This is a genomic window from Sinorhizobium chiapasense (assembly GCF_036488675.1).
Classification (GTDB): domain Bacteria; phylum Pseudomonadota; class Alphaproteobacteria; order Rhizobiales; family Rhizobiaceae; genus Sinorhizobium; species Sinorhizobium chiapasense.
The window spans coordinates 1,547,266-1,572,988 of the sequence record NZ_CP133148.1; the positions used below are offsets into that span (position 1 = coordinate 1,547,266).

The 25,723-nt window shown below is 59.5% G+C and carries 23 protein-coding genes; 14 read left to right on the forward strand and 9 right to left on the reverse strand.

Annotated features, from left to right (window positions below; all coding sequences use genetic code 11):
- The first annotated feature begins 7 nt into the window (after positions 1-7).
- The 4 genes from RB548_RS07500 (at position 8) to RB548_RS07515 (ending at position 6,169) form a co-directional block, all read left to right on the forward strand.
- A complete protein-coding gene (locus RB548_RS07500) occupies positions 8-2,176 on the forward strand; it encodes an acetate--CoA ligase family protein (RefSeq protein ID WP_331374316.1) in 2,169 nt (722 codons plus the stop codon).
- Between the two features lie 43 nt (positions 2,177-2,219).
- A complete protein-coding gene (locus RB548_RS07505) occupies positions 2,220-3,236 on the forward strand; it encodes an ABC transporter substrate-binding protein (RefSeq protein ID WP_331374317.1) in 1,017 nt (338 codons plus the stop codon).
- A 65-nt stretch (positions 3,237-3,301) separates the two neighbouring features.
- On the forward strand, positions 3,302-5,029 hold the full coding sequence (locus RB548_RS07510; RefSeq protein WP_331374318.1) for an ABC transporter permease: 1,728 nt from the start codon (positions 3,302-3,304) through the stop codon (positions 5,027-5,029).
- Between the two features lie 24 nt (positions 5,030-5,053).
- Entirely contained in the window at positions 5,054-6,169 is a 1,116-nt protein-coding gene (locus RB548_RS07515; protein WP_331374319.1) for an ABC transporter ATP-binding protein, read from the forward strand.
- 125 nt (positions 6,170-6,294) lie between these two features.
- On the opposite strand, the gene RB548_RS07520 is transcribed toward RB548_RS07515, so the two are convergent.
- Together RB548_RS07520 and RB548_RS07525 are read right to left on the reverse strand one after the other, a co-directional pair.
- Positions 6,295-6,501: a hypothetical protein gene (locus RB548_RS07520; RefSeq protein WP_331374320.1), complete on the reverse strand. Its 207-nt coding sequence runs from the start codon at positions 6,499-6,501 to the stop codon at positions 6,295-6,297.
- A gap of 317 nt (positions 6,502-6,818) precedes the next feature.
- Positions 6,819-7,400 carry a hypothetical protein gene (locus RB548_RS07525; protein ID WP_331374321.1) on the reverse strand — a complete coding sequence of 194 codons (582 nt, stop codon included), beginning with the start codon at positions 7,398-7,400 and terminating at the stop codon, positions 6,819-6,821.
- A gap of 696 nt (positions 7,401-8,096) precedes the next feature.
- On the opposite strand from RB548_RS07525, the gene RB548_RS07530 reads away from it, so the two are divergent.
- Positions 8,097-8,393: a hypothetical protein gene (locus RB548_RS07530; protein WP_331374322.1), complete on the forward strand. Its 297-nt coding sequence runs from the start codon at positions 8,097-8,099 to the stop codon at positions 8,391-8,393.
- 239 nt (positions 8,394-8,632) lie between these two features.
- Here RB548_RS07530 and RB548_RS07535 read toward each other — a convergent pair whose 3' ends face one another.
- Both RB548_RS07535 and RB548_RS07540 read right to left on the reverse strand, forming a co-directional pair.
- Positions 8,633-10,168 (reverse strand): beta-ketoacyl-ACP synthase, encoded by a 1,536-nt coding sequence (locus RB548_RS07535; protein WP_331374323.1) that lies wholly within the window; start codon positions 10,166-10,168, stop codon positions 8,633-8,635.
- Between the two features lie 48 nt (positions 10,169-10,216).
- Positions 10,217-10,822 (reverse strand): TetR/AcrR family transcriptional regulator, encoded by a 606-nt coding sequence (locus tag RB548_RS07540; RefSeq protein ID WP_331374324.1) that lies wholly within the window; start codon positions 10,820-10,822, stop codon positions 10,217-10,219.
- Between the two features lie 454 nt (positions 10,823-11,276).
- On the opposite strand from RB548_RS07540, the gene RB548_RS07545 reads away from it, so the two are divergent.
- From RB548_RS07545 to RB548_RS07565, 6 genes are all read left to right on the forward strand, one after another.
- Positions 11,277-12,470 (forward strand): tyrosine-type recombinase/integrase, encoded by a 1,194-nt coding sequence (locus RB548_RS07545; RefSeq protein ID WP_331374325.1) that lies wholly within the window; start codon positions 11,277-11,279, stop codon positions 12,468-12,470.
- Positions 12,467-13,438, forward strand: coding sequence for a hypothetical protein (locus RB548_RS07550; protein WP_331374326.1), 972 nt, complete (start codon positions 12,467-12,469; stop codon positions 13,436-13,438). The genes RB548_RS07545 and RB548_RS07550 overlap by 4 nt, the downstream gene beginning before the upstream one ends.
- A gap of 145 nt (positions 13,439-13,583) precedes the next feature.
- Positions 13,584-13,796 (forward strand): helix-turn-helix transcriptional regulator, encoded by a 213-nt coding sequence (locus tag RB548_RS32140; RefSeq protein WP_408642414.1) that lies wholly within the window; start codon positions 13,584-13,586, stop codon positions 13,794-13,796.
- A 160-nt stretch (positions 13,797-13,956) separates the two neighbouring features.
- Positions 13,957-14,355, forward strand: coding sequence for a hypothetical protein (locus RB548_RS07555; RefSeq protein ID WP_331374327.1), 399 nt, complete (start codon positions 13,957-13,959; stop codon positions 14,353-14,355).
- A complete protein-coding gene (locus RB548_RS07560) occupies positions 14,339-15,334 on the forward strand; it encodes a DUF7146 domain-containing protein (protein WP_331374328.1) in 996 nt (331 codons plus the stop codon). Before RB548_RS07555 ends, RB548_RS07560 begins: the two co-directional genes overlap by 17 nt.
- Positions 15,331-17,118, forward strand: coding sequence for a DNA primase family protein (locus tag RB548_RS07565; protein ID WP_331374329.1), 1,788 nt, complete (start codon positions 15,331-15,333; stop codon positions 17,116-17,118). Before RB548_RS07560 ends, RB548_RS07565 begins: the two co-directional genes overlap by 4 nt.
- A 271-nt stretch (positions 17,119-17,389) precedes the next feature.
- Here RB548_RS07565 and RB548_RS07570 read toward each other — a convergent pair whose 3' ends face one another.
- A complete protein-coding gene (locus tag RB548_RS07570; protein WP_331374330.1) occupies positions 17,390-17,599 on the reverse strand; it encodes a hypothetical protein in 210 nt (69 codons plus the stop codon).
- Positions 17,600-18,991: 1,392 nt separating this feature from the next.
- On the opposite strand from RB548_RS07570, the gene RB548_RS07575 reads away from it, so the two are divergent.
- The 3 genes from RB548_RS07575 to RB548_RS07585 all read left to right on the forward strand — a co-directional run bounded on the left by RB548_RS07575 (position 18,992) and on the right by RB548_RS07585 (position 22,288).
- Positions 18,992-19,474, forward strand: a complete 483-nt coding sequence (locus tag RB548_RS07575; RefSeq protein WP_331374911.1) for a BA14K family protein — start codon at positions 18,992-18,994, stop codon at positions 19,472-19,474.
- A 468-nt stretch (positions 19,475-19,942) separates the two neighbouring features.
- Positions 19,943-20,884 (forward strand): hypothetical protein, encoded by a 942-nt coding sequence (locus RB548_RS07580; protein WP_331374331.1) that lies wholly within the window; start codon positions 19,943-19,945, stop codon positions 20,882-20,884.
- Between the two features lie 54 nt (positions 20,885-20,938).
- Positions 20,939-22,288 carry an AlbA family DNA-binding domain-containing protein gene (locus tag RB548_RS07585; protein ID WP_331374332.1) on the forward strand — a complete coding sequence of 450 codons (1,350 nt, stop codon included), beginning with the start codon at positions 20,939-20,941 and terminating at the stop codon, positions 22,286-22,288.
- Between the two features lie 411 nt (positions 22,289-22,699).
- Here the strand turns inward: RB548_RS07585 and RB548_RS07590 are convergent, their stop codons facing one another.
- The 4 genes from RB548_RS07590 to tnpA form a co-directional block, all read right to left on the reverse strand.
- Entirely contained in the window at positions 22,700-23,284 is a 585-nt protein-coding gene (locus tag RB548_RS07590) for a plasmid pRiA4b ORF-3 family protein (protein WP_331372419.1), read from the reverse strand.
- A gap of 2 nt (positions 23,285-23,286) precedes the next feature.
- Positions 23,287-24,939 (reverse strand): IS66 family transposase, encoded by a 1,653-nt coding sequence (gene tnpC, locus RB548_RS07595; protein ID WP_331372418.1) that lies wholly within the window; start codon positions 24,937-24,939, stop codon positions 23,287-23,289.
- Between the two features lie 78 nt (positions 24,940-25,017).
- Positions 25,018-25,365, reverse strand: coding sequence for an IS66 family insertion sequence element accessory protein TnpB (gene tnpB / locus RB548_RS07600; RefSeq protein ID WP_041414013.1), 348 nt, complete (start codon positions 25,363-25,365; stop codon positions 25,018-25,020).
- Positions 25,362-25,700 carry an IS66-like element accessory protein TnpA gene (gene tnpA / locus RB548_RS07605; RefSeq protein ID WP_331372417.1) on the reverse strand — a complete coding sequence of 113 codons (339 nt, stop codon included), beginning with the start codon at positions 25,698-25,700 and terminating at the stop codon, positions 25,362-25,364. The genes tnpB and tnpA overlap by 4 nt, the downstream gene beginning before the upstream one ends.
- Between the last annotated feature and the right edge of the window lie 23 nt (positions 25,701-25,723).

Sequence of the window (25,723 nt, forward strand, 5' to 3'; positions counted from 1 at the left end):
GAAACACATGGCTGGCCAGATACACTCCCTTCCTGCCAGGAGCCTGCTTGCGCCTCGTTCCGTTGCCTTTGTCGGGGTATCCGCCAAGGGTGGCGCTGGCAACAAGATGCTGAATTCGGCGCTGCGCTCCGGGTTCGCGGGCGAGATCTGGCCGGTCAATGCCAATGCCGGGGAGATCGCCGGCGTACCCTGCGTCCCCAGCCTCAGTGCGCTCCCTGCCGTGCCGGACTGCATCGTCATATCGGTTCCGGCCGAAGGCGTGCTCACGCTTGTCGAGGAGGCCGCATCGATTGGCGTTCGCGCCGCTCTCGTCGTGTCCGAAGGCTTTGCCGATGCGGGCACGCCCGAGGGCCGGGAGCGACAGGAACGTCTTCAAGCCATTGCGAAGGCTTCGGGCATGGCGGTCGCCGGACCCAATTGCATGGGTATCGCGACGCTCGCCCACCGGTTTGCGGCGACCATGGCCGACATTCCCGCAAAGCTCGATGCCGGCGGCATTTCGCTCGTCTCGCAAAGCGGCGGCCTGCTCAATGCGGTTGCCGAGCTCAGTGCCAATCGCGGCATCGGCATGAACTATCTGATCTCCATCGGCAATCAGGCGGTGCTGGACCTCGCGGACTATATCGACTTCCTTGCGGATGACCCGAAGACGAGCGTCATCGCCTGCATCATGGAGGGTGCCAAGGACGGGCGACGGTTCCGTGCCGCCGTCGAGCGGGCCTCGAGGGTCAAGCCGCTGGTCATCCTGAAGCTCGGCCAGAGCACCGCCGGCCAGGCCGCGACCTTCGCCCACACCGGCACGCTTGCCGGCCGGCACGAGGCGTATGAGGCACTGTTCCGCGCAAACGGCGTCGCCGCCGTTTCGAGTCTCGACGATCTGGTGGAAACGGCAGCGCTTCTTGCGACGGCGCCCCTGCCTGCGGGGAACCGTGTCTGCCTTCTGACGGTCTCGGGCGGCGCCACGTCGCTGATCGGTGACCTCGGCGAGCGGGCCGGCGTCACCTTCGGGCGGATCGACGAGGAGACCAGCCGCCGCGTCGGCGAGGCGCTCGGCGTCGCACGCGACTTCGGCAATCCGCTCGATACGGTCGGCATGCCGCGCCTGCGCCAGGATGGCGCGATCGAAGGCGTCGTCGGCGCGCTTCTCGATAGCGCCGAGATCGACGTCATCGGTCTTGTTCTCGGCATGCGCCTCGAGGGCGCCGAGAATCACGACAAGCTCGTCGGGCGCGTGGCCGAGATCGCCAGGACGGCAAGCAAGCCGTTGCTCGTCCTGTCCTTTATCTCGAACAGCCTGACCGCGCATTGGCGCGGCTATGCGGGAGAGAAGGGGCTACCGCTGGTCGAGGATGTCGAGCTCGGATTGCGCGCGATCCGCCACCTGACCGATTACGCGGCATTTCGGCACAACATGTCCGCTGGCCGCGAGCCATCGCAGACGCGCCGCGCGCCTGGGAATGGCCGCGCCGGCGTTGCCCTCAACGAGGCGGAAAGCAAGCGCATCCTCGGGCGGGCCGGCCTTCCGGTAACGCGGGAATATCTCGCAGCGACGCCAAAGGAAGCAAAAGCGCTGGCTGAAAAGGTCGGCGGCCGCGTCGCCCTGAAAATACAATCGCGCGACATTCCGCACAAATCGGATGTCGGCGGCGTCCATCTTGGCGCGACCGTCGACGATGCCGAAACGATGTCGCTGAAGATTTTGACGAATGCCAAAACGGCCTGTCCAGAGGCCGCCATCGACGGTATCCTCGTGCAGGAAATGGTTGGTGAAGGCGCGGAATTCATTATCGGCATGACGTATGACGAACAATTCGGCCCGCTGGTTGTCGTGGGCGGCGGCGGCGTAATGGTCGAGGTGTTCAAGGATGCAAGTGTCGGTTTGGCTCCGCTAACACGTCAGCAGGCCACGGAAATGGTCGCCCGGCTGAAGATTTCCGTTCAGCTTGACGGTTTCCGCGGCACTCCCCCACTCGATAGAGAAGCCCTGATTGATTGTCTCGTCGCGTTTTCGAACTTCGTGGCGTCGACCGATGGCCAGTTTGCGGCCATCGATCTCAATCCGGTCTTCGTTCGCATCCGCGGGAGGGGTGTGAAAATAGCCGACGCCCTCATCATCACCAGCGGTCTTTGGGAGGAAGACAATGAACAGACGGAGCCACATTACGCAGTCAGTTAGCTTATTTATGGCGTTCCCGCTCTTGGCGGGTCTCGGAACACCGGTGTTTGCGCAGAGTCAGGAGGAGATCCTGCATTATGCCGGTGCCGATCGAGAGAAGGTTCTCGCGGAAGGTGCTGCCAAGGAAGGCGAGCTCGTTGTCTATTCGGCAATGATCGCCGATCAGGCCCTGCAGCCGCTCACCGAGGCCTTCATGAAGAAGTATCCCTCGGTGAGCGTGACCTTCTGGCGCGGTGACTCCGAGGATATCGCGCAGCGTGTGCTTGCCGAAGAACGCGCCAACAATGTCGTCGTCGACGTCGTCGAAGGCACCAGCGTCAGCGAGAACCTGATCAAGGCCGAAGCGGTTCAGACCTTCACCTCGCCGATGCTCGATCAGTATCCGGATTCCTACCGCGATCCCAACCACCTGTGGGCCGCGACACGGGTGAGCTATTACTGCATGGCCTATAACACCGACATGGTGAAGGCGGCCGACGTTCCGAAGAGCTACGAGGACCTTCTCGATCCGAAGTGGCAAGGCCAGATCGCCTGGCGGATCGGCAGCGAGAGCGGCACGCCGTTGTTCATCACGAATCTTCGTTCCGCCTGGGGCGAGGAAAAGGCGGAAGACTACCTCAAGAAACTTTCGGCGCAGAAGATCGTGAATTTCGGTGCCGGCAGCGCACGCACGCTCGTCGACCGGGTGATCGCCGGCGAATATGCGATGGCGCTCAATGTCTTCTGTCATCATCCGCTGATCAGTGCGGAGGACGGCGCGCCCGTCGCGTCGCAGCTCATGAGCCCAGTCGCCTCGACGACGGCTACGCTGCTGATCCCGAAGAACATCCAGCATCCTTACGGCGCGGCGCTCTTTACCGATTTCCTCCTGTCGGAAGACGGTCAGAAGATCCTGCTTGGCGCGGACTATTTCCCCGCCCATCCGAAGGTGCTGCCTTCGGAGATGCTTCAGAAGATCGTGCCGCATGAAGTCGGCTACGAGGAAAACCTCGTTCGCCCGGAGGCGCTCGTCAACAACGGCAAAAAGTCGGACGAACTGTACCAGACGTATTTTAGATGATTGGAGCGAGGCCGCCGATCGGGCGGCCTCTCTGACCGGCAATAGACGAGAGAGTTCTAAGCGATATGAAAACGCTTCAATTATCCGCCGCAACGGTGCCGACGGTCAGGAAGATCAATTTTTCGCCCGTCGTGCTCATTCTGGCCGCCATTCTGTTGGTGCTCATCATTCCGCCGGCCGCCTACCTGGTCGCCTCGAGCCTCTACACGACCAATTTCGACGGTTCTTTCGATCAGTTCACCTTTCAGTTTTTTGCCGATCTCCTTCGCAATCCCTATTTCCTGCGAAGCCTCGTGCACACCGCCGTCTATTCGCTCGGTTCCGGCTGCGTCGGGATCGTCCTCGGTACTGTGCTCGCCATCATCGTCGAACGGACCAATACGCCGGGCCGCAAATATGCCTTCCTCGGTGCCGTCATCTCGCTTGCGATCCCGCACGTGCTCTACACCGTTGCCTGGCTCATGATTCTTGGCAAATCAGGCCCGTTCAACCAGATGCTGAAGGCGATGTTCGGGGCGTCGGCGCCGACATTCGACGTCTATTCGCTGCCAGGGATGATCCTGATTGAAGGCGTCGGATTCGTGCCGCTGACCTTCCTGATGATGTCCGCGGTCCTGCGCTCGACGGATGCCGCCTTCGAGGAAGCATCGATGATGAGCGGGGCAGGGCCGATCGCGACCTTCTGGAAGATAACTCTGAGGATGGGCATGCCCGGCGTGCTGGCGTTGCTGCTGTTGAGCTTTATTCGTGCCTTCGAATCCTTCGAGGTTCCGGCAATCGTCGGTCTTGCAGGAAATATCGAGGTCTTGAGCACGAGCATCTACCAGAGTTCGCGTGCGACAACGCCGCCGAATTTCGGTCAGGCCGGAGCCTATTCCGTCTGTCTGCTCGCGTTCCTTGCCTGCCTGCTCTATTTCTACGGGCGCCTTTCCCGGCACGCGCATCGGTATCAGACGATAACCGGCAAGGGATACCGTCCGCGCGTGATCGATCTCGGGCGTGGCCGCTATGTCAGCATGCTGGCCCTCGTCGCCATCCTGCTCTTGGTCATCGGCCTGCCGCTGGCGATCATCGTCTTCGTGTCCTTCCAACCCTTCTTCGGAAGTTTCAGCATCGCCAGCCTCTCGCGCTGGACGCTGAAGAACTACGCGACGGTGATCGGTCCAGGCTTTTTCCGCTCGACGCTCGTCAACACGCTGGTGCTAGGTACGATCACGGCGAGCCTTGTCGTGCCATTCACGGCCCTTTGCGCGTGGCTCGCCGTTCGCCGCAAACCTGCAGCATGGGTGCTTGACCAGCTCGCCACCGCGCCGCTGACATTTCCTTCGATCGTCATGGGCGTCGCTTTCCTGCAGGTCTTCGTCAATCTGCCGTTCCCGTTCTACGGGACGCTGAGCTCGGTGATCGTTGCTTCGGCCGTCGCCTATCTGCCCTACGGCATGCGCTATGCCTATGCCGGCGTGCTGCAGATCCATTCCGATCTCGAAGAGGCTTCGACAGCTTCCGGCGCGCCACAGATGCAGACCTTCATCAAGATCGTCCTGCCGCTGCTGTCGGCATCGATGATCAGTTGCTGGCTGTTCGTCTTCCTGCTTGCTGTGCGGGCCATGTCGCTGCCGCTTCTTCTCGTCGGACCCGGAAGCTCGCTCGTCGCCGTGAGCCTGTTCGATCTCTGGCAGAACGGGCAGGTCACCGAGCTCGCCGCCATGGGCACGGTCTGGGTTGCCCTCATGACATGCGTTAGCGGATGCTTCTATCTGGTGGCGCGCCGTTACCGGATTCTCACTGCATAGTCGCGTTCCAGGGAGGTGGATTTTATGCTGAGGGTTGCCAATCTCGTAAAACAATACATCAACGAAGCAGGGGAACAAAAAGGCGGGGTGTCCGGCGTCAGCTTCGACGTCAAGGAGGGCGAACTCTTCACGCTTCTCGGCCCCTCCGGTTGCGGCAAGACGACCACGTTGCGGTCGATCGCGGGTCTCGAACATCCCGATGGCGGGGTGATCCAGCTTGACGGCCGCGACCTCTTTGACAGCCGTTCCGATATACAGTTGCCGATGTACGAGCGCGACATCGGCATGGTCTTCCAGTCCTATGCGATCTGGCCGCATATGAACGTCTTCGAAAATGCAGCCTATCCCTTGCGCACCCGCCGCAACGGTCATCTTTCGCGCGAGGAGATCGAATCCCGCGTGATGCGCTCGCTCGAAATGGTCGGGCTTTCCGAATACCGCAACCGTTCTGCTACGAAGCTTTCAGGCGGGCAGCAGCAGCGCCTTGCGCTCGCCCGCGCCCTGGTGCGCGAGCCGAAGCTGCTGCTGCTCGACGAGCCGCTCAGCAATCTCGATGCGCTTCTTCGCGAGCAGATGCGCTCTGAAATCAAGCGCCTGCAGACCGAATGGGGGGTCACGACGATCTACGTGACCCATGACCAGAGCGAGGCGATGGCGCTTTCCGACCGGGTGGCCGTGCTGAACAACGGCGTGATCGCGCAGATGGGAACGCCCATCGATATCTACGACAGGCCGAGATGCGAGTTTGTCGCCAACTTCATCGGTCGGACAAATCTTCTGCGCGGCAAGCTCGCAAGTCAGGTGAGGGCAGGCGACATCGCCGCCGTTCACACGTCGATCGGCGCGATCAGATGCATGTTTTCCTCGAGCATGACGGCCGGCCACCAGATTTCCTTCGTCATCCGGCCGGAGAACATTGAGCTCCAGCCGCTCAACGGCATCGCGAGTGATGCGGCGCCGAACAGTGTCAACGGCCGCATTCAGGGCAAGGTCTTCCTGGGAGAGGTCGCCGAATATACGATCGGTGTCGACGGCGATCAGAACCTGATTGCTCGCACGCATCCCTCGATCGGCCTCAATCGCGGCGACCACGTTCGCGCGTCCTTCCCCGAGAATAAGGTGATCGCGATCTGCGACTGAGTTAATGTCTTTCGGCGCTCGCTAATGCATGTCGCCCAAAAGTGTGCAGCGGTTTTGGGACAACGACATGCATGAAAACAAGGAGCTAATGCGCGTCCCATGAGGCCGCTTGAACGCGACGCGCTTTAGATCGTGCGGATCATCTGCCAAATCTGATCGGGGTCCCTGACGCCGGTCTGGTAAAGCTTGATGATTCTTTGGGCGACTTCTTCAGCCTCGTCACTGCCCGCCGTCAGGTTGCGTTCTTCGAGCGCCTTGTGCAGAACGCCATCCAGGACTGCGACTTCTCCGGGAAGTATGGGATAATCTCGGAAGTTATTGAAAGGGTTCATGGCCGATCTCCTCTCGGGGCAAATCTGCCGGTGGAAACAGTCTACGCGCTTTTTGAGAGGGTGCGAACGGGAAACAGTCGCGGACATGAGAGCACTTCGGGCTTATCGGCGTTGCCGCAATGGCGTTTGGCGCGACCACAGCGCCGATAGGACGCGCGGCCCTGTAGGTGTGCTTTCAATGCGCAAACGTCCACACTGCGAAGCGAAAGCCCTCTCGCGTCGCGAACGCTATCACTCCCATGCCTCCGCACCCTGCTCCGGGACAGCGCGGAGGGGTTTGGCGGGCGCTGTCCCAAATTCGCCTCTTGCAACGACCCTTATTTGCTCGACGCTGGATGAGGCAGCATCTTCGGCATCTCTTCCAAGAAGGTATAGGGTCCTTCGGGGCACTTGACGTCCGGGTTCACCGGGTGGAACAGGCCGAGCGGGTTCGGTTTGAAGATCCACGCATGCAGGTCGTAATGGTGGAGCTGCGCCGGCAGAAGCGGTTCATGCCCCTCCATGGGGCCGTCGAAGGGATGCCCGAAGAGTTCGGGATTCGGTTTGACGCCAGTGGCGAGCGGGATCAGCCACTCGACGGCAACGAGTTCCAGCTTGTCGCCAGTTGGCTCATACACCAGCAAGGTTGGCTTCATTGGATCGGGCACCGGACCGATCAGCGCGGGGTTCAGAAAGTGCACCCCCATCGTGCCCGACGCGTAGGTGACACATCCCAATGTCGAGAAATAGCCGTCGTGCACAGCGGCGACGGGGTCCTTGTATTTCTCAAGTGCCGACTTCAGCTTCTCCAACTCGGGTGGAAGTGGGTCGTTTGCAATGACCAATGGTGCAGACATGAAAGAAGCACCCGCTGCAAGACAAACTGTCCGCAGCAAACGCAGTACCGAAGACATACGCATGGCTTGTCCTCCCTCGCTCAACTCGCCTCCCGCGAGGAGCATGGCCGGCATGATACAGCGGGCGAGATCGCCGTGCTATTCGCGAAAGGGGATTAGGGACGCGCGCAATTAGGGAGAACCGGGAACCGGCGCAGCTGGGTGATCCGGCGCCGCACGTCGACGGAAAACATACGGCAATACGCCTAAGACCTTTGCCGACATTGCGCCGGACTAAGGTCCCATAGATCGACGATCACGACACCCTAGGTTTTCGTGGGTTGTCGGCAATGCGCACGTACAAGAACCTAATTATTTCAGAAGCGATTTAGGGCGGGGCCTGTCCGTAGAAGCATAGGCCCCCGCCTGTGTTCACTGCCGGCAAAATATGCGACCCGCAACAAAAAAGCCGGGCGGACCCGACCTTTCGTCGTCACCCCATGCCGCTGCCAGTACATCCGTGGTCAACGGCACGGGGGACGCTCTGAGAATGAATGTAGGCGCCGATCATGACAGTGGCAAGTCGGGGTTTCGACACCTTGACAGCTGCGCGCCATCCGCGACTTCCAAGGGGCGACCGGTTTTGCGGATCCAACGTCACTGGATGTCTGACACTGCGCGGCCGGTTGCCAATTGTCCTGCGACGGTAGGGCGCGCAACCATTCATCGGAGGTTCAGGCTCGGTGGCTCAAGCTGGTAGCCAGAGAGGAGGAGTTTACTATGAAGAAGCTCTCATCCGCCCTCACAGCCGCAGTCCTGGCTGCGTCTTTCGTGTTACCGCTAAACGCCGCGCCGATCTTCGTGCCGACACCCGAAGTACAGGCCGGCGCTGTCGAACAGGTCAGTCACTGGCGCCATCGTCACTGGCGCGCGGATCGCCACTGGAACCGGCGGTACGCTTGGCGTTCCTGCCGTTACTACGGCAGGTGCTACCCTCGCCAATACGGGTATTATGGCTATCGCGACTATTACCGCTACCACCGGCGGCCCGGAGTCAGCCTCTATTTTAATTTCTAACCGGCAGCCCCCCGCAGGGTAGGGAAGTCGCAATAGTCGCAGCTCAAGCGGCGATCCAGAACGCTTCGCCGCTCAATATGGCCGTTGCGCTTGCAATACTGCTTCCGAGGCCGTCATCCGGGGGCTTTCATGGACTGCGGGAGGCGTGATTTCATCATCGGCCCGCATGCCCGGAAGTCGCCGAGGCGGGGGATCTGGACTTGGCAAGAAAGCACCGGAATGCAAGCTCCGTGTTCCGATCAACCGATCCACCGGCGGAGCAGAATGCTGGCATTTACGCCACCAAAACCAAATCCGTTTGAGATGGCATATTCACACGACATTTCCCGTGCTCGCGCAGCGACAAAGTCTATTCCATCTGCAGCGGGATCGGGTGTTTCAAGGTTCAGGGTCGGAGGAGCGATCTGATCGCGTAAAGCAAGTAAGGTGAAGATCGCTTCCAGACCTCCCGCTGCCCCAAGCAAATGTCCGGTCGCGGATTTCGTCGCGCTGACGGCGATTCCGCCGTCGCCGCCAAAGACCGATTTGATTGCCACTATTTCACCCCTGTCACCGACCGGCGTCGAGGTCGCATGAGCATTGAGGTGGCCAATGTCGCTTGGCTGGATACCCGCCTGCGCGATGGCGAGTTCCATGGCGCGCCGAGCTCCGGCGCCATCCTCCGGACCGGACGTGATGTGGTGGGCATCGGCCGTCGTGCCATAGCCGACCAGTTCTGCGATGGGTACGGCCCCTCTCGCAAGGGCGTGGTCGAGCGCCTCTATCACAATGACACCGGCGCCTTCACCCATGACGAAGCCGTCACGGTCGGCATCGAAGGGCCGGGAGGCACGGTGGGGCCTCTCGTTGAAGCCCGTCGACAAGGAGCGTGCCGCCGCGAAGCCGCCCAGGCTGACGGTGTTGATGCAAGCTTCCGCCCCGCCACAGACGGCAATGTCCGCCTCGCCTGCCCGGATAAGTCGCGCGGCGTCGCCAATCGCCTGGACGCCCGCGGCACAGGCCGTCACCGGTGCGCCTATTGGTCCTTTGAAGCCGTAGCGGATCGAGACCTGACCAGCGGCGAGATTCACGAGAAACGAGGGGATCGTGAAGGGCGACAGCCGCCGCACGCCGCGCTGGTCCGCCGTGCGCACTGCCTCTGAAATAGCCGGAAATCCGCCGATACCGGACGCAATCACCGTGGCCGTTCGGTGCTTTTCGCGCGCCGTTGCGGATTTCCAGCCAGACTGCTCGATCGCCTCCTCCGCCGCTGCCAGAGCGAAGAGGATAAAACGGTCCATCTTGCGTTGATCCTTCGGAGGAACGATCCGATCTGGGTCAAAGCCGGCTGTGGGATCATCCGTTCGGGAAGGCACGACTCCGCCGACCTTGCAGCCGAGATCAGCAACAATTTCCTCCGGCGCGTTCGACATCGACTCCATGCCGCCGGCGACGACGATACCTGCTGATCCGGCGCGAATGAGATCATGCGCGAGCATGGTCGCCTTGATGCCCGAGCCGCAGACTTTATTGATCGTGGTGGCGCCGACTGCGTCGGGCAGTCCGGCACCGCGCGCGGCCTGGCGGGCTGGGGCCTGCCCCTGGCCCGCGGGAAGCACGCAGCCCATGAGCACCTCGTCTGCCCGTTCGGGGGCGAGACGCGCGCGTTCGAGGGCGGCGCGGATGACATGGGCGCCGAGCGCACTCGCCTCTATCGGCGCAAGATCTCCCATGAAGCGACCAAGCGGCGACCGAACGGCGGATACGATGACGATGGGATCGGATAGGTTGGACATGCATGGCCCCTTCCGGCTGGAGCGATGAAGGTCTTGTCGGACTGCCCGTCATTGGACCGAGCCATGCGGAGCACCGTCGTCGGCCCTTTCCAGAAGCATGCCATCTGCGGCGGCCTGCAGGATCCGTTTTGACAACCGCTCGTCGTCCACGGCCCGCGAGAGGACCAGCGCACCCACCATGGTCGAGAGCGCGACGATCGACCGGTCTCGAACATTTTCGCCTGGAGTAGGCGAAAGCAGACCGTCGAGAATGTCGAGATGGTTCTTGATTCCAGTCTCAAAAGCCTGACGTAGGGCGGGGCTGCGGCGGGCAGCATCGGGACCAAGCGCGGCCAAGGCGCACCCTTCCGCTTTCGCGTGGCAATGCCGCTCGGAGAGATAAAAGCGAACGAGAGCGCGAAGCGGTTTTCGGGCTGCCTTGGCGACGACCGCGGCCCAAGTCGCTGCGCCGTTCTCAAGGGCCTTGGCAGACGCCTGAACGACGAGATCGTCCTTGGATTGGAACTGCTTATAGAAGCCGCCTTGTGTAAGGCCGGCGCCTTTCATCAGGTCATTCAGGCCAATGCCGTCAAAACCGCGCTCCCGAAAGAGGCGACTTGCAACGTCAATGACCGTTCGGCGGTTCTCGTCCGCCTGAGCGCGGCTGACTCTCACGGCTAACTCCTGCAAAATGTGCTCAACGATATATGGCAATCACCATCTATCAGTCATAGATGGTGATTGCAATCTTATAGAGCGCTGCCGGGGCGGCGGACCGGTCGGGCTACTTGCTTTTTGAGGGATTAGGTGACTGACGGTGGGAGGCGGTGTGAAATACAGAATCCGGAAAAGTCCTCGTGTTCAAGGCTAATCGGATGTCGATGGGGCTTGGGAAGGTCTGATGGCGGAGGAGGTGTCCGTTTCAGACTACTGGCGATCGTCGTCTTCTGATGTTCGGTGAGGTCGATTGCGGTAAATAGGTTAAATAATTTCAGCACGTTAGCACTGAAGCATATAGCCTGTTTCGTTGACGTAGGTTCACCTTTGTTTGCAGCAGTCTTGAGATTGTGCTAGGGAAATCGCTAGGGACAATTTGTCTGTCAGCCTATGCGGAGCCAATCTTCGATTCATGATTTACAGCACTGATCTCCAGGCAAAATCGCTGCTCAATTCTGAACACCCCAGGTACCCAGCCTATCCCTGCTTTGGGAACAATCTGCACCTGCGGGTATCTAAGAAGGGTGTGGCTTCATGGATATTCAGGTGGAAGAGCGGGGGGAAACAAACCGACTTGGGACTGGGCTCTTTCACCGGCAAAGGAAAGGCGGGCCGTGTCTCATTGGCTGTCGCGCGCAGGAAGGCTGACGCGATTCATGAAATGATTGCTAATGGTATTGATCCGAAGGCACAACGTCGGAAGGATAAGGGTCCGACGTTCGGCAAATGCGCGGACGAATATATCGAAAAGGAGAAACCCGCGTGGAAGTCGGCGATCCACGCTCGGCAATGGGAGACAACGCTACAGGTAGATGCTGCCGCGCTCAGAGGAAAGCGCGTGGCCACCATTCAGGTTGAAGATGTTCTTGAGGTCTTGCAGCCGATCTGGCTCAAGAAGCCCGAAACTGCCAAGCGACTTCGCGGTCGAATTGAGAGGGTATTGGATTTCGCGAAGGTGAGGGGATTGAGGGAGGGCGAAAATCCCGCCCGTTGGAAGGGTAATCTCGACCACGTTCTCGCTCGCAAGCAAGAATTGGTGCGCGGACATCATCGCGCGATGCACTACGATGACGTGCCGGATTTCATGAAGCGCCTGCGAATGACAGCAGGTGCCGGAGCGCGGGCCTTAGAATTCACTATTCTGTCTGCCGCCAGAACAAGCGAAACACTCGGGGCCCGATGGTCTGAATTTGACCTGGAGCGAAAATTGTGGGTCGTTCCTGCTTCCCGAATGAAAACCGGAAAAGATCATGTCGTTCCGCTGACTGAAGGGATGCTGGCGATCATCGCGAGGGTGCACGCGGAAGATTCCAGCGGCTTTGTGTTCAGATCGGGTGATGAAGATAAGCCGTTGAGCAACATGGCGATGACGGCAGTCTTGCGGCGGCTGAACGTTCAATGCACGACCCACGGCTTTCGCTCTTCGTTTCGCGATTGGGCGGGCAATAAGACCGCGCATCATCGCGAAACGGCGGAAGAATGTTTGAGTCACCTTGTGGGGAACAAGGTCGAGCGTAGCTACCGACGCGAACAGGCAATCGACAAGCGGCGCGAGCTACTCGGGGCCTGGGGACAGTATGCTACTGAGGCGGGACGGGAAGGATGAACATCTGGGAACAGTTCTACACAGACCTCCGGCCCGAAGAGCGGCAGAAGGTCGATCGAGTGGCGCAACTCATTGAGGCTAGCGAGCGCGCGGCACCGAAAACCGGCGAAAGTGAGCTTGGGCTGTCCAGCGCGAAACAACGTCGAGCAGAGCTACGGGCGCGAGCAGGCCATCGACCAGAGGCGCTTGAGACCTGGGAAGAATTCTACGCAAATTTTCCGCCCGAGGAGCGGCAGAAGGTCGATCAGGTGGCGCAACTCATCCGGGCTAGCGAGGGTGTGGCCTTAAGAGCCGGCGAAAGCGAGGTTGGGCTGTCCAGCGCGAAACAGCGTCGAGCAGAGCTACGGGCGCGAGCAGGCCATCGACCAGAGACCCTTGAGACCTGGGAAGACTTCTACGCAGACCTTCCGCCCGAAAAGCGGCAGAAGGTCGATCGGGTGGCGCAACTCATCCAGGCCAACGAGGGCGCGGCACCGCGAAGCGGCGCAGCCATGCTTGCGCCGTCCAGCGGGAAACAAAGTCGGGCAAAGCTACGTGCGCGAACAGGACATCGACGTGCGACGCTGAAGACTTGGGAGAAGTTCTACGCGGACCTTCCGCCCGAAGAGCGGCAGAAAGTCGATTTGGCAATGGCACTCCTTGTGTTTGACCAGGGGACGCCGGACGAGAAGCTTCAAAGTATTATGACGTGCCTGAGGGTCAACCACCACGCGGCGGCCTTAATGGGAGTCAAACTAAAATTAATCGAGGCTCCCAAGAAGCGTGGCCCTAAGCCGCAGAAAATTGATGAGCTTTTTGTTCCCGACCGGAAGTTCGAGGCAAATATCGCGCGTGTCAGGGCTTTATATGGAGTTTCCCGATCTACCGCCTGTCGCATGTTCCGGAACTGGCGGCTGGAAAGGCGATATCAGAAAGCCAGGGAACGGTCCTTAATTAATTCTGAGAATTCTGAACCCGAATATTACTGACGACGTCAGACTTACCTGTTTATCGTTGGACGATCCAAAACAGATCTGGATGACGACAATGGCGAAAAGAGCTGACAGTAGTGCCGTGGCTGCCGGCGAAGAACGTGAACGCCTCGTTTTGGTGCCTCAGCGCGAGGCTTGCGCGATGGTCGGTTTGTCTAGGGCAACCATTTGGAATCTGAGACAGACAGGGAGCTTTCCTGAGCCAGTTCCTCTCGTGGGGCGACGTGTCGCTTATGTCCTTGGAGAATTGCAGGATTGGATGCGGTCGCGCATCAAAGACCGCGAGCGGCTGAAATCCCAGAATAGAACGTCCTCACCGGAAGGTGACCAAACGGTGGACCATCCAGACACCTAGGCAGCAGCTATTTTTGCGGCCGGGAGTGATGAACCAAATGAAGCAACGCGGCACCTGTTGGCGCGCGTTGCAGGTGTTAAAGCTGCGCTTATGGATGCGTTTTGCAACACGACAGCCGCGGCGAGATGTGTGCCGCGGCACCTCCGACGGAGGAGTTCACATGGTGACCATTTCTCGGAAGAATTCCAATCGGGTCTTCTCCATTGGTAAAACGACGATTGCGGTTAGAAGTCCCCTGCAGCGTAACGCCACTGGATTGCAGCGGGAGGAGACGCAGCACGCCTTGCTCGATGTTGCGCAGAATGATCTGGACCGCCTTTTTGTCCGCAATGCCGATCTACAGGCCGAGAAAATCGCTGTAGTTGAAAAGCTTGCCGAGAGCGAGCGTGAGCGCGACGGGCTTTCCGCTATTCGGCTCGTTGCCGCTCGCGCACTCCGGAACGGACTACGGGAATCTTCGTTGCAGGGTTGCCGCCATGCCATGCAACGGGCGCTGTTCCATCTAGAGGGGCCCATGAGCGCCTCAAGTCGGGCAAAGGGCGATGGCCGGGAACAATGACCAGAGCCTGCCGTTTTCGGTCTGGCAAGCGAGGGTTCTGGAGGTGGCGAAGGAGCATGCGGCCGAACTTGGCGAAAAGATCATGGGGCAAGCGCCGGTTGCTGTGTCGGGCGAGCTCAGATGGCGCAAGAACCTGTCGCTATCCCTAAATCCGCGAACCGGTGCTTGGTACGACTTCGTCGCGCAATGCGGCGGTGGCCTGCGCGAGTTGGTTATGCATATGCACGGGCTAGATAAGGATCGAGCAACCGAGTGGCTTGCGCGCGAGCTCGCAGCGCCCCCCGCCGTCAGCGCCGCACCGAAGCCGCATCTGGGAGCGATCTTCCCAAAGGATGGAGCCCAGAAGATAGAGGCGGCGCGCAAGCTCTACATGCAGGCTCGGCCGTGGCAAGGGACGCCAGCTGAGAGCTATCTGCGTGGCCGGGGGCTGTCGACACCCGAAAGCGCGCTGACCGATTTGCGATTTCTGTCGCATTGCCGTATCGCGGGGGAGACGCGGCCTTGCCTTATCATGCCGTTTCGCCATCCGCCGTCTTTTGAGATTCGTGCCGTCCAGAGGATCGCATTGCATCCGGACGGCTCGGCGGTGCGATCGGCGACCGGTCACAAGTTGAAAATGGCGGTCGGCCTGGTCGCCGGCTCGGCCATGATGCTCGGTCGGCCGGGGTCTGAGCTCGTCATTTGCGAGGGGCTCGAAACCGGGCTTGCACTGCTAAATTCACCCTATGGGCAGACCCACGACGGGAGTTATAGGCCAATCTGGGCTGTCGGCGGCGCGACCTTTCTGAAGCTTATCGAGCCGGTTGCAGGGGTAGAGCGGGTTCTTTTTGCCGCCGACAATGACACTTCGCGGGTTGGTTTCAAAGCGGCGATGAAGGGATGCCGCAGGTGGCTACGAGCCGGCTGCGACGCCTATGTGCGCGAGCCAGACACGCCAGGAACCGACTTCGCCGACCTCTATGGAGGGCGGCAGCTATGACCCGAGGGGCCGAGGAACCCGACATAGAACGCTTCATTGCGCGGGTCGTGGAGAAGCTCGACACACAGGGGAAGAGGAAGAAGGAGCCGCGGGAAGCAACCGAACACGCACCTGATTTCTTCGAGATAGACGAGAGCGATCGGGTTCTAATGCTTGTCGACCAGTTGCCGCCGATCGATCCGGGAAAGGAATCGACGTCGCCCTTCGATTTTGCGAGCCGCATCCGGGCAGCGCTCAAGGGGTCGGCCGTGTACGACTCAGAACACGAGCGCTGGTATCTCTGGAGCGGTGAGATTTGGATACGCGACGATGCGCGCAACCTCAGATTCGCAAAGGTGCTGGACATTGCGCTGTGGCGTCTGACGGAAAAATTCGTCGGCTCAAAGCGGGTTGCGGCATGCTCACCTGAGTTTCGCGGCAAAGTCGAAAAGGCGTTGCGACCCGTCTGCAAAGCCTACCCGCCGTATCGTGGACCGCAGCGACCGGACATTAGGCCGCGCCAAGAGGATTTGGCCGGCGTTGATGTGTGGGACGGCAATCCGGTGCTGGTTGGCATTCCTGGCGGCGTGGTAAACCTCTACAGGCTTGGCCGCGACGGTTACGAAAGCGATCTCCCGATCCGCTCGGAAATGATGACCAAACAATTGCCGGTTGGATCGTCGAAACGTCCGGTGCTTATTCCTGAGCGTCGCCACTTCTCCAGCGATCCGGAGGTGAATTGTGCTGAGCTCGATGCAGCGGACGCGACTAACGAGCCGCCACGGCTGGTCTACCCGCCGGATTTCTGCCCGTTGTTCCGCGGGCTATTGGCGACGGCGACTGGGGGCGATGAATCGGTGATCCGTTCGTTGCAGATGTTTTGCGGCTACGCTTTGAGCGGGCTCACCACCGAGCACGCGTTTTTGTTCCTGATCGGCCCCGGCGGCAACGGCAAAACGCTGTTGCTCAACATTCTTTACCGCATCCTCGGACCCTATGCGATCGGTGCCGACATAAGCACCTTTACGACCGGATCGCACGGCAACGGCTATTCAGCGGATCGGGCGCGCCTGCGCGGCGCGCGCCTGGTGACAGTGTCCGAAAGTGGCAAGGAAAACCAATTCGATCAGGGGTTTCTAAAAGCGCTGGTCGGCGGCGATCCGATCGTTGCGCGATCGCTGTTCACGAACCCGGCAGGCTTTCGGCCGCAGGCAAAAGTAATTTTTGCTGGCAATACGATCCCCTCGATCGCTACAACCGATCGTGGTATGCGCCGCCGCATGCTCGTGCTGCCGTTCCGGGGGATGCCGGGCGCGATCGATACCCAACTGGAAAGCAAGATTCTGGGCGACTGCATCGATAAGGGGATTTTGGGTAACGAAGCGGCGGACATAGTGCGGTGGCTTTTCGACGGCTGGGAAATGTTCCGCGATAACGGCTTCCGGCTCCACGTTGCTGAGGGTATCGAGGATGAGACGGGAAGGTATTTCGACACACAAAATCCGTTACATGCCTGGATCACAGAACGGTGCGAGTTTGGCGACAATTTCAGGGAGGCCGAGGCCGATCTTTACGCGAGTTATGAAAGCTTTGTCTACGAGAGAAACAAGGCATTGCCAGAGGTGTTCCTTAGTGAGCCGCCATTGAAACGGGGCGATTTCTTCGATCGGCTCTATGCGACCTATCCGCAAGTCCTGCGGCTTGGTCGCAAGTCTTATCGCAGGCCAGGTGCGAAAAATCCAAGCGCTCAGGCGATGGCGTCGGGAATCCAGGTTCGGCGGCGGCGCGACAGTGACGAGAGCTGACGTTCGAGGGTTGCTTCTCGTTTGAGGAACCCTTAGCCGCGCCTGCATTGGCGCTGTATGTAAGTTTATTCAATGTGTTGAGCGGTTAGCCTCATGGTTCGCGCTAGAGGCGATCCGGCCGCACAGGCAATCGCGAAAGTCTCGTTGGATGTTAGGTGGGTCGCCTTTTCGGTGCATTTCCCGCTTTAGCCCTTCCTTCGACGTTCGAGTTCCCGCCGCCGCGCTGCGTCCGCTTTCTGCCGCCGCAAATCTCGTTCCTCGGTGCCATTCGTCATTCGAGCCTGGAGTCGGCTTCGATAGGCCGGCGGCGACCGTCGCCGCGATCGTCGAGAAGCACGGTGGTTACTCCATAGACCATCCTTTTTCCGTAGAGTCGCCGGCGCGGCCAGTGGTGTTTCGCCGCAAGGTTCATTACCTGCCGCCGCTGGATTCCGAGCCGCGTGGCGATCTGCTCGACGGTCAAATATTCGAGCCCGTCCATTGCACTTATCTCCTTTCGCCTTGGAGGGGGGGGAGGCGTAGTCTGCCATAAGATCTAGCGTTTCTGAATCAGTCACGCCCGGCTGGTTTGTTGCGCATCGCAGCACGTTGTCGCGCAGTTGTAGCGCATTCCGCGCCATAGCTTGTCTCCTCCTATCTATTTAATTTCCCATATATTTTTTCTAGGAGGGCGATTTGTAGCGCAGATAGCGGATAAGGAGCGTTCGCGCACGCGCAAACCGTTGCGTCGGCGGTCAGGCACCGCATGGGCACGGCTGCGCTACATGCGCAGCACCGTGCGAACGTAGAACGGACAGAAAATTGGTAAGGACTTGAAAATAAAGACTTGTTCACGTTCAGTATCGAGGTGAATCGTGTGCTTTAGTCCGCTACGCATCAACGCTGTCCGTCTGCCACGATCTCCACCTCCCAGGTGCGGGGTGGCGGTGTGGCTTGCGTCGCGTTCATGGCGCCGACTGAAAAAGACAGACGGCAGCGGGCCGCTAAGTGACAGCCTGATGCTGCATTCATCCAACAAGGTCGCTGTCTCGGTACTGAACTGAATTCGACTTTTCCGAGTGCGCTTACCTTGCTTCATAGAAGCGAAGGTGAGGTTGGAGTCTACGTTGCGCCGCTTGAATCCATCCGCGCCGCCCCTATATCAATTGATAGGCGACGTTCGAAGCGGTTCCCTTGGATGGAACAGGGCGAGTAAGCCCCAAGCTACACGAAGAATACGTCGCGATCGGAGCTGCAGGGACCGACACCCTCTGCAGCTCTATTCGTCTCTGTCGGACACCTTCCGCTCGAATTCCTCGTTCTGCTTTCTGGCATATTCGCAGATCCGCTGAGCGCAACGCCTAGCCCGATACAGTGAGCGTCACGAGCACAAAGGTCGTGAGAGCTACAATCAGGACGATGAAACTGAGAACGAAAGCGTCCCGCATCCATAACCTCTAAGCGGGCGGGTGAGCGATGCCAGCGGGGTTTGCTGCGGCCAACATCGCTCTTGCCGGTTCCGGTCTGAGACCGGCATCCTCCTGCGGGAGGATCGCTAACAGCGGCGGAGTTCAAACGCTGTGCCCGATGTATGGTTCCGCGCCCAAAGGCGGTTGGGACCTTTGCCTATCTGTATCGGACTTTAGTCCGTGGGTAACCGTTTGCTATCGTGGCAATATCGCTATCGATTACGCGAGGAGGCATCGCGAGGGATCAGAGCCACCAGCGACATCGCGAAATCCCAAGAGCGAGTCCCAGCGGCTCGATGTCCCAAGCAACGTAATCCGGGCTCGGCAGGCCGCGGTCGCCGGGCCTTTTGCTTGTCTCGGGCCGCGCGGTAGCGAAGAAAACGAAACTGATGAATCCACGGATGCAAAACAGTATGGTTATGTTGATGAAGAAGATTGGTGCATTGTTAATCGCGGCTGCTACGGCATTTGCCGGCGCGGCCCCGGCCCAGGCGCTGCCTGTTTCGATGGTTCCGGCGCCGGATTTGAGCGCTCAGGGCGTGGACTTGGTCCACCACAAGCCCGGCCACCGTGGCGGCCCGAAGCACGCGCGTGGGTATGGTAGGTATGGCGGCCCGCGATACAGCGCCGGTCCGCGCTACGGCTACTACAATGGCTATCGAGGTTATCGATCCTATCGACATGGCTACCATCGGCACAATGACGGATGGTGGTATCCACTGGCAGCGTTTGGAACAGGACTGATTATCGGCGGAGCGATTGCGTCGCCATCGCGTCCGGTCTACTCGAACTCAAACTCGGCCCACGTTGACTGGTGCTACTCGCGCTACCGTTCGTATAGTGCCTACGACAACACATTCCAGCCCTACTATGGGCCGCGTCAGCAGTGCATTTCCCCGTACTATTGATGCAGTTTGGCTGAAGGGCGACCACCAAATGACCGCCGTCCATGCGGTAGGGTGGTCGTGGTCGCCTTAAATGCACTGGTAGTCGGTGGAGTCCCGGGAGCAGAAAGCGCGATGCCAGCCCAAGAGTTGGAGGAGCTGACATCGCTAATTGCCGGCCCTGATCGGACCGGCAGCCTCCGTGAGGATCGCTAGTGACAGCGACCCATCCTTTAACAAGTATATTCGGCGCATCGTTCCGTAATTGAAGGCCCGCAGGACCTTTGGCCGATCTATGCCGGACTTAAGTCCCATCGATCGAAACTAGAAGAAGGTGTTGAGGTATTCGAGCTCGGCGCAATGCTGAGGCGGCCCGACCGGCTAGGGCGCCGCGGTGGTCACTAGGTCGTAGAGATATCGATTGGTCGGCTTTTGGTTGTAAACACTGCGACAAGCAGATACGGGAATCCCATTAACGCAGGATCTCGTACGTTGTCAGAAACTGAAATATCCCGTGAGAGCACCGGGCAGGGGCTACTCAATTATTTCGATGAATGGTGGGCCAGCGTGGATTGGTTGGCCCTGCAACAAGCTATAGAAAACACCGCAGTAAGACTGTGGGAGATTTTGAGGACGCCAGGATCAGAGTTTTGGTCGGCAATCGCCGGCGCTGTGGTAGGTGGCCTGATCGCCTATTGGATTCAGGTCAAATCACTGAAAGAGGCACGGAACGAACGCGACAATGAGCGGCTGCAGGCTGAGAAGTCCCTAGCTTACTCCTTGCTGTTCAAGGTAATTAAGATTCACAACAGTCTTGAACACATTCGGCGTCACGTCGAAACACTAAAAGCACTGCATGGGAGTTCAACGCAGCCATCGGGATACCTGCTTCCGCTCGCAAATCTCCCTTCGGCGGTCGAGTTTTCTCCCGATGAAATGTCCATGCTTCTGTCATTGAGAAACGACGATTTATTTAACCTGGTGCTTTCATTAGACAATATTCATAACAGTATTATTCCGGTTTGGGAGTATTATGCTGCCTCAAGAGAAACAGTAAAGCAGTTGACGCACAGTATCCAATTTGATCCTGAGTTAGGGAGGAGCGAATTCGAGGTCAAAAAGGACAGCCCGCTCTCTGTAGCAATCTTCGAGGCTGAGCAGATTGCCCGCGAACTGATCAAACGGGCATACAGGGACGCGACCGAGGCGAAGCAGGCGCTTGATAATCTCGTTAGCTTCTTCCGTTCGCGGTTCGGCTTTACGATTAGCATAGTCAATGCCGAAAAAAGCGCCGAAGAGCAGGGCGATGTGAGCGCAGCAAGAGAGCAATCGCCCCAAACGATATGGCCGGGGAAGCTGCAGTACAACTTGCACTATAACACTGCACACCGTCAGTCGGTTGGTTCCAGTGGGCAGGCAGAAACTACAGCTTGAGCGGGATCACAACCACGCGTAGCCTACCCTTGGTAAATACGGGCGAGGGCAAACGTGGACGAGATTCAGGAACTGGTAAACAATCCCTATGAAACGCTGACTGCTGAATACAAGGACTGGTTGGATCTGAGCGAAAATGTTCAGCGCGCAAAGCTCGCCCGCCATGTTGCTGCCCTGGCGAATACTGGAGGAGGTAGGATTATCTTCGGTTTCCGTGACACGGATCTCGCGCCCTCCGGCCCCAATCCCTTTTTGAAGAGCCTCTACAGCCGAGACGCTATAGGCTCAATATCTCGAAAATACCTCGACCCCTCCCCGGAATGTATTGTTAATATTGCTGTTTCATCAGCAGGCAACGAGCATGTCGTGATAACCGTCCCGCCTCACGGTGCTGTCCCGGTATGCGTTAAGGCGAGTGGCCCAGAAAAGAATGGTAAGCCAGAAGGGGTCTCGGTCGGCACCTATTATATACGGAAGGTCGGGCCCGAAAGTGCTCCAATCTTGAGCCCCTTAGAGTGGCAGCCGGTGATTCGTCGGTGCGTGCTGCACGACCGGAACACGCTACTAGGCGCCATCAACAATGTACTTACGCCGCAATCCCCCTCAGCGACGATCTCTGATCGCCTCGCGAAGTGGCATCAGGCCGCACGATCTGCTTATGAGCGTGCCCTGAAAGAGTCGGCGGTAAGGGATAGCATTCTGGAGAACAGCGTTCATCTAAGCTACTTGATCGCCACTGACAATGAAGAACGGCTTCCACCTGATAGCTTATTGGAAGTAGCACGTCAGGTTAACTATGAGATGCGAGACCGCGTCAACACCGGCTGGAGCATCTTCTTCCCTTTCGATCGTCGGCCCATAAGTCCTTACTTCACGAGCGACGGCAATATCGGTGACCAAGAGCAATTTCTTGAGGCAAACCTCCTCTTGGACGCGGACTTTAGCATCACGGATTTTTGGAGACTGTCTGGTGACGGTCGCGCAACGACCATCAGAGCGTATCGGTCCGACTCGTGGGGAATGCCAGGATGGGACGATCGGGAACTATTCAGCCTGAATGTCGCCGCGCGCGAAGTCGGAGAGTTGGTTCGTCACGCGCAGGCTTATAGCGAGCGCTTTACCACCCCACTTTCAATTAGCTTCCGATGCGAATGGACAGGTCTAAAGGGACGGAGCCTGTCCCACCCCGATAGAGATTGGAGGCCTGGCCAAACTTCGCGAACAGAAAGCGTCATAGGCCAGGGGGAATGGCCGTCGGTGCAACTATTGGAGGATTGGCCAGTCGTTGTTGCTACACTCGTCGAGCCGCTAGTAAGGGCGTTCTCTCCCACGCTTCGACTGGGTGAAGGGTGGGTTGCACGTGAGGCCGAAACCTGGCGGCCGATTGGAAATCAGTACCCCTAGAGGCGATCCGGAGCGTCGGCTCAGATTGGCCTTGAAGGCTGGCAAGATAAAGTTGTGTGAGGGGCCTATAGACGTCGTACTCTGTGGGTGCACTGTGGGTGCAAATGTCAGGCTACTTCAGGTGTTCTGGGTGGTTTTCCGGGAATGTTCCGGGCGTGAGGGGCACCCCCGGAAAACCGGTTGGGGACCAGAGGGTCCGAGCCGGCACTCGTGGTTGGCGTCGAATATCGCGCCTGGACGGATGATGAAAGGCTGCAGCATCCGTCGCTCAAGGGATCAGGGAGCGCGAAGATAGCTCAACATTGCACGAACTTACGTGGGTTCTTATGTCTCGCTCACAGACCAAGGATAGCGTCGAGTGATTTTTCCCGCTTAGTAAGCATCCGGCAAAGACCGCAGGCTGAAGGACTTTCAGATTTTTCGGCGTGATTTGCGGGCCCACTTTGCCGCCAGATCATCGACGGCTTTGTTGAGCTCGGCGAAGTTGCCCTGGTCCGGATCGTATTCGTTGCTGCCCCACCATTCGACGAGCTCGGCGTGCCGCTCGTGGGTCGGATCGGCGAGAGCCTCGCGGAACTCCTGATAGCCCCATGGCCCGCCGATGTCCTCGGGAGGGCAACGTCCGGCTGCTTCGAGAAGCATTGGCTCCGCAGGGCCGATGACGGGGAACGTGCGCTCGATCTTGATGCTGTGCGTCCAGCCGTCGCCGAAGTCGTAAAGGTACTTGAACGATTTCGCGCCGATGTCTTCGACTGCCGCCAGCAGCGAGATCTTGCGCGCATCGAGCGGGCCATCTCCCCAGTCCTGATCAGGCAGACCAAAGCCGACGTCGCGGATGCGGAATTCGTAAAGGTGGCTGTTGCTCCAGCCCATCGCCGCCTGCAGCACCTCATGAAGGCGATGGAGCTTGATGCGGAACGGCACCACAACGCGCCGCATCACCGTCGGTTCGACGTGGTCGAGGGTGATCTTCAGGCGGACCAGAGAAGCCGGCATCTTCAGGCTGCCAGCTTGTGCGCCACTGGCGACGCGCTCTTCCAGTTCCAGGGCAGGAGCTCATCGAGCCGATGCGCGGGATAACCGGCAATGCGGTGAAGCACGTCGGCGAGCCAGGCTTGCGGATCGACGTCGTTCATCTTGGCCGAGACAATCAAGCTGTACATAGCGGCGGCGCGCTGGCCACCGCGGTCCGATCCGGCGAACAACCAGGATTTCCTGCCCAAGGCTATGCCGCGCAGGGCGCGTTCGGCGGCATTGTTCGACAGACAGACACGCCCGTCGTCGAGGAAGAGGGTGAAGGCAGGCCAGCGTTTCAGCAGGTAATCGAAGGCCTTGGCGAGATCATCGTTGCGAGACAGCTTGGCACGCTGAGCCTTCATCCATGCTTCCAGCTCGAGGACCAGAGGCAGGCTCCGATCCTGACGAGCGGCCTTGCGGAGCTCCACGCTCTGACCGTTGATCTCGCGCTCGATGTCGAACAGGGCATCGATCCGCTCCACCATTTCCAGCGCGATCGGCGAGATGACGGCCGCCTTCTTGCCCTGCGCTTTTCGGCGCGCATTCGCCTCGACGTCGGCCATCGCAAAAAAGGGCCGCCTCGCATGGACCCAGCAGGCTGCTTCCGTTATCGGGCCTGGCCGTCGATCCGGAAGATAGAGTTTGGTGTAGCCGGTATAGGCGTCCGCCTGCAGAATGCCGCTATAGCCGGCAAGATGCGCCTGCGGGTGCTCGCCCGCGCGATCACGGGAATAGTAGAACATCGCCGACGGTGCGGCTGTGCCGCCGAACGGTCGATCGTCGCGGACATAGACCCAACTTCGGGCGATATCGGTCTTTCCTGCCGCCAGAACCGGGACCGTCGTGTCGTCGCCGTGCAATCGATCTGCCCCAAACGTATGGGCCTCGATCCGTTTGATGATCGGATCGAGTACGGCACAGCATGCGCCGATGCTATCGGCCACCGTCGACAGGCTGAGGGAAACGCCTTCGCGTTCGAAGCGCTCGACCTGACGATTGAGCGGCAGATGCTGGCCGAACTTGTCGAACAGGATCATCGCCAGGAGATTGGGGCCGGCCCATCCGCGCGGGATGGCATGGAAAGGGGCCGGAGCTTGGCTGATCTTCTCGCAATCGCGGCAGGTGAACTTCTCGCGCACCGTCTGGATCACTTTCCATTGGCGCGGAATGACCTCGAGGGTCTCGGTGATGTCCTCACCCAGCTTGCGCAGTCGGTCGCCGCCACAGCATTGGCAGCTCACGGGACCGGGCACGACGACGCGTTCGCGCGGAAGATGATCGGGGAAAGACTTCTTCGCCGGCCGGCTGCGGGTAAAGCCGGCGACATTGACGGTGGCCGCGACCGCCATTTCGGCCGCGAGTTCGTCCTCGGTCACCGCCATCTCCAACTCTGCCAGTTGGAACTCCATCTGATCGATCAGCCGGGCGCGACGCTCTGCCTTCGGGCCATAGAGCTGCCGCTCGAGCTTTTCGATGCGCAGCTTCTGCCGGGCAATGACGGCAAGATCCTCCGACGCCTTGGCCTTGGCAACGGCAAGTTCAGCCTCGATCTGTGCGCCCTTGGCGCGTACCGCGATGAGCTCTGCCCGCAGGGCGGCAACATCGTCGGGAAGCAAATCAGGGCTGTTTTCCATGCCCGAAGTGAATCACAGAAGTCCTGATTTGCCTAGTGTTTCAAAGGACTTGCCCCGGAATATTCGCGTTCGGGCGGCTCACCCGGCACTCGTCGGCCGCCATGTCTGCTGCGGATTTCGCCAATCAATCCCCTCCAGCAGATAGGACATCTGACCGGCGGTCAGCGCGATTGCGCCACTCTCCGTCGCCGGCCAGATGAAGCGGCCGCGCTCGAGCCGTTTCGCATACAACGATAGGCCGATCCCATCATGCCAAAGGGCTTTTATCAGTCGGCCGCTACGACCGCGAAAGACGAAGACGTCGCCCTTAAACGGATCGCGACCGAGGCCCTCCTGCACCAGCAGAGCCAGACCCTGCATGCCCTTGCGCATGTCGCAGTGACCGCTCGCGATCCACACCCGCACCCCGGAACTGATCGGGATCATTTGAGCGCCCGCATGATCGCGGCTGCCAGGTCGCATGGCGCTGCTGAGCCAATTCTCACCTTGACGCCGTTCGGGAAGTCCACCGCCATGGCCAATTCGACTGCGTCACTGCTGGCAGAGTCAACGAGCTTTGCCGGCACAAAGGCGGGCTCGGCCTCTTGGACCAAAGCCTGCCGCCGCCATGTGTAAATCAGGCCGGTCGAAACCTCGAAGCGGCGTGCAACTTCGGAAACAACCGCGCCTGGGGCGAAAGCCTCTGCCAGTATCTGCGCGCGATCTTCCAACGACCACCGCCGCCGCCGCTCTGGTCCGGTCAGCAAAACTGCATGTCCCATGAATTGCTCAGTGCGCTCTTAAG

What these genes read in the sequence shown, in the direction of transcription:
- RB548_RS07575 (WP_331374911.1), top strand. Translation starts at nt 18,992, where the DNA reads ATGAAGAAGATTGGTGCATTGTTAATCGCGGCTGCTACGGCATTTGCC.
- RB548_RS07570 (WP_331374330.1), bottom strand. Translation starts at nt 17,599, where the DNA reads ATGGACGGGCTCGAATATTTGACCGTCGAGCAGATCGCCACGCGGCTC.
- RB548_RS07550 (WP_331374326.1), top strand. Translation starts at nt 12,467, where the DNA reads ATGAACATCTGGGAACAGTTCTACACAGACCTCCGGCCCGAAGAGCGG.
- RB548_RS07565 (WP_331374329.1), top strand. Translation starts at nt 15,331, where the DNA reads ATGACCCGAGGGGCCGAGGAACCCGACATAGAACGCTTCATTGCGCGG.
- RB548_RS32140 (WP_408642414.1), top strand. Translation starts at nt 13,584, where the DNA reads ATGGTCGGTTTGTCTAGGGCAACCATTTGGAATCTGAGACAGACAGGG.
- RB548_RS07560 (WP_331374328.1), top strand. Translation starts at nt 14,339, where the DNA reads ATGGCCGGGAACAATGACCAGAGCCTGCCGTTTTCGGTCTGGCAAGCG.
- RB548_RS07545 (WP_331374325.1), top strand. Translation starts at nt 11,277, where the DNA reads ATGATTTACAGCACTGATCTCCAGGCAAAATCGCTGCTCAATTCTGAA.
- RB548_RS07500 (WP_331374316.1), top strand. Translation starts at nt 8, where the DNA reads ATGGCTGGCCAGATACACTCCCTTCCTGCCAGGAGCCTGCTTGCGCCT.
- RB548_RS07555 (WP_331374327.1), top strand. Translation starts at nt 13,957, where the DNA reads ATGGTGACCATTTCTCGGAAGAATTCCAATCGGGTCTTCTCCATTGGT.
- tnpC (WP_331372418.1), bottom strand. Translation starts at nt 24,939, where the DNA reads ATGGAAAACAGCCCTGATTTGCTTCCCGACGATGTTGCCGCCCTGCGG.
- RB548_RS07510 (WP_331374318.1), top strand. Translation starts at nt 3,302, where the DNA reads ATGAAAACGCTTCAATTATCCGCCGCAACGGTGCCGACGGTCAGGAAG.
- RB548_RS07520 (WP_331374320.1), bottom strand. Translation starts at nt 6,501, where the DNA reads ATGAACCCTTTCAATAACTTCCGAGATTATCCCATACTTCCCGGAGAA.
- RB548_RS07590 (WP_331372419.1), bottom strand. Translation starts at nt 23,284, where the DNA reads ATGCCGGCTTCTCTGGTCCGCCTGAAGATCACCCTCGACCACGTCGAA.
- tnpA (WP_331372417.1), bottom strand. Translation starts at nt 25,700, where the DNA reads ATGGGACATGCAGTTTTGCTGACCGGACCAGAGCGGCGGCGGCGGTGG.
- tnpB (WP_041414013.1), bottom strand. Translation starts at nt 25,365, where the DNA reads ATGATCCCGATCAGTTCCGGGGTGCGGGTGTGGATCGCGAGCGGTCAC.
- RB548_RS07530 (WP_331374322.1), top strand. Translation starts at nt 8,097, where the DNA reads ATGAAGAAGCTCTCATCCGCCCTCACAGCCGCAGTCCTGGCTGCGTCT.
- RB548_RS07525 (WP_331374321.1), bottom strand. Translation starts at nt 7,400, where the DNA reads ATGCGTATGTCTTCGGTACTGCGTTTGCTGCGGACAGTTTGTCTTGCA.
- RB548_RS07535 (WP_331374323.1), bottom strand. Translation starts at nt 10,168, where the DNA reads ATGTCCAACCTATCCGATCCCATCGTCATCGTATCCGCCGTTCGGTCG.
- RB548_RS07515 (WP_331374319.1), top strand. Translation starts at nt 5,054, where the DNA reads ATGCTGAGGGTTGCCAATCTCGTAAAACAATACATCAACGAAGCAGGG.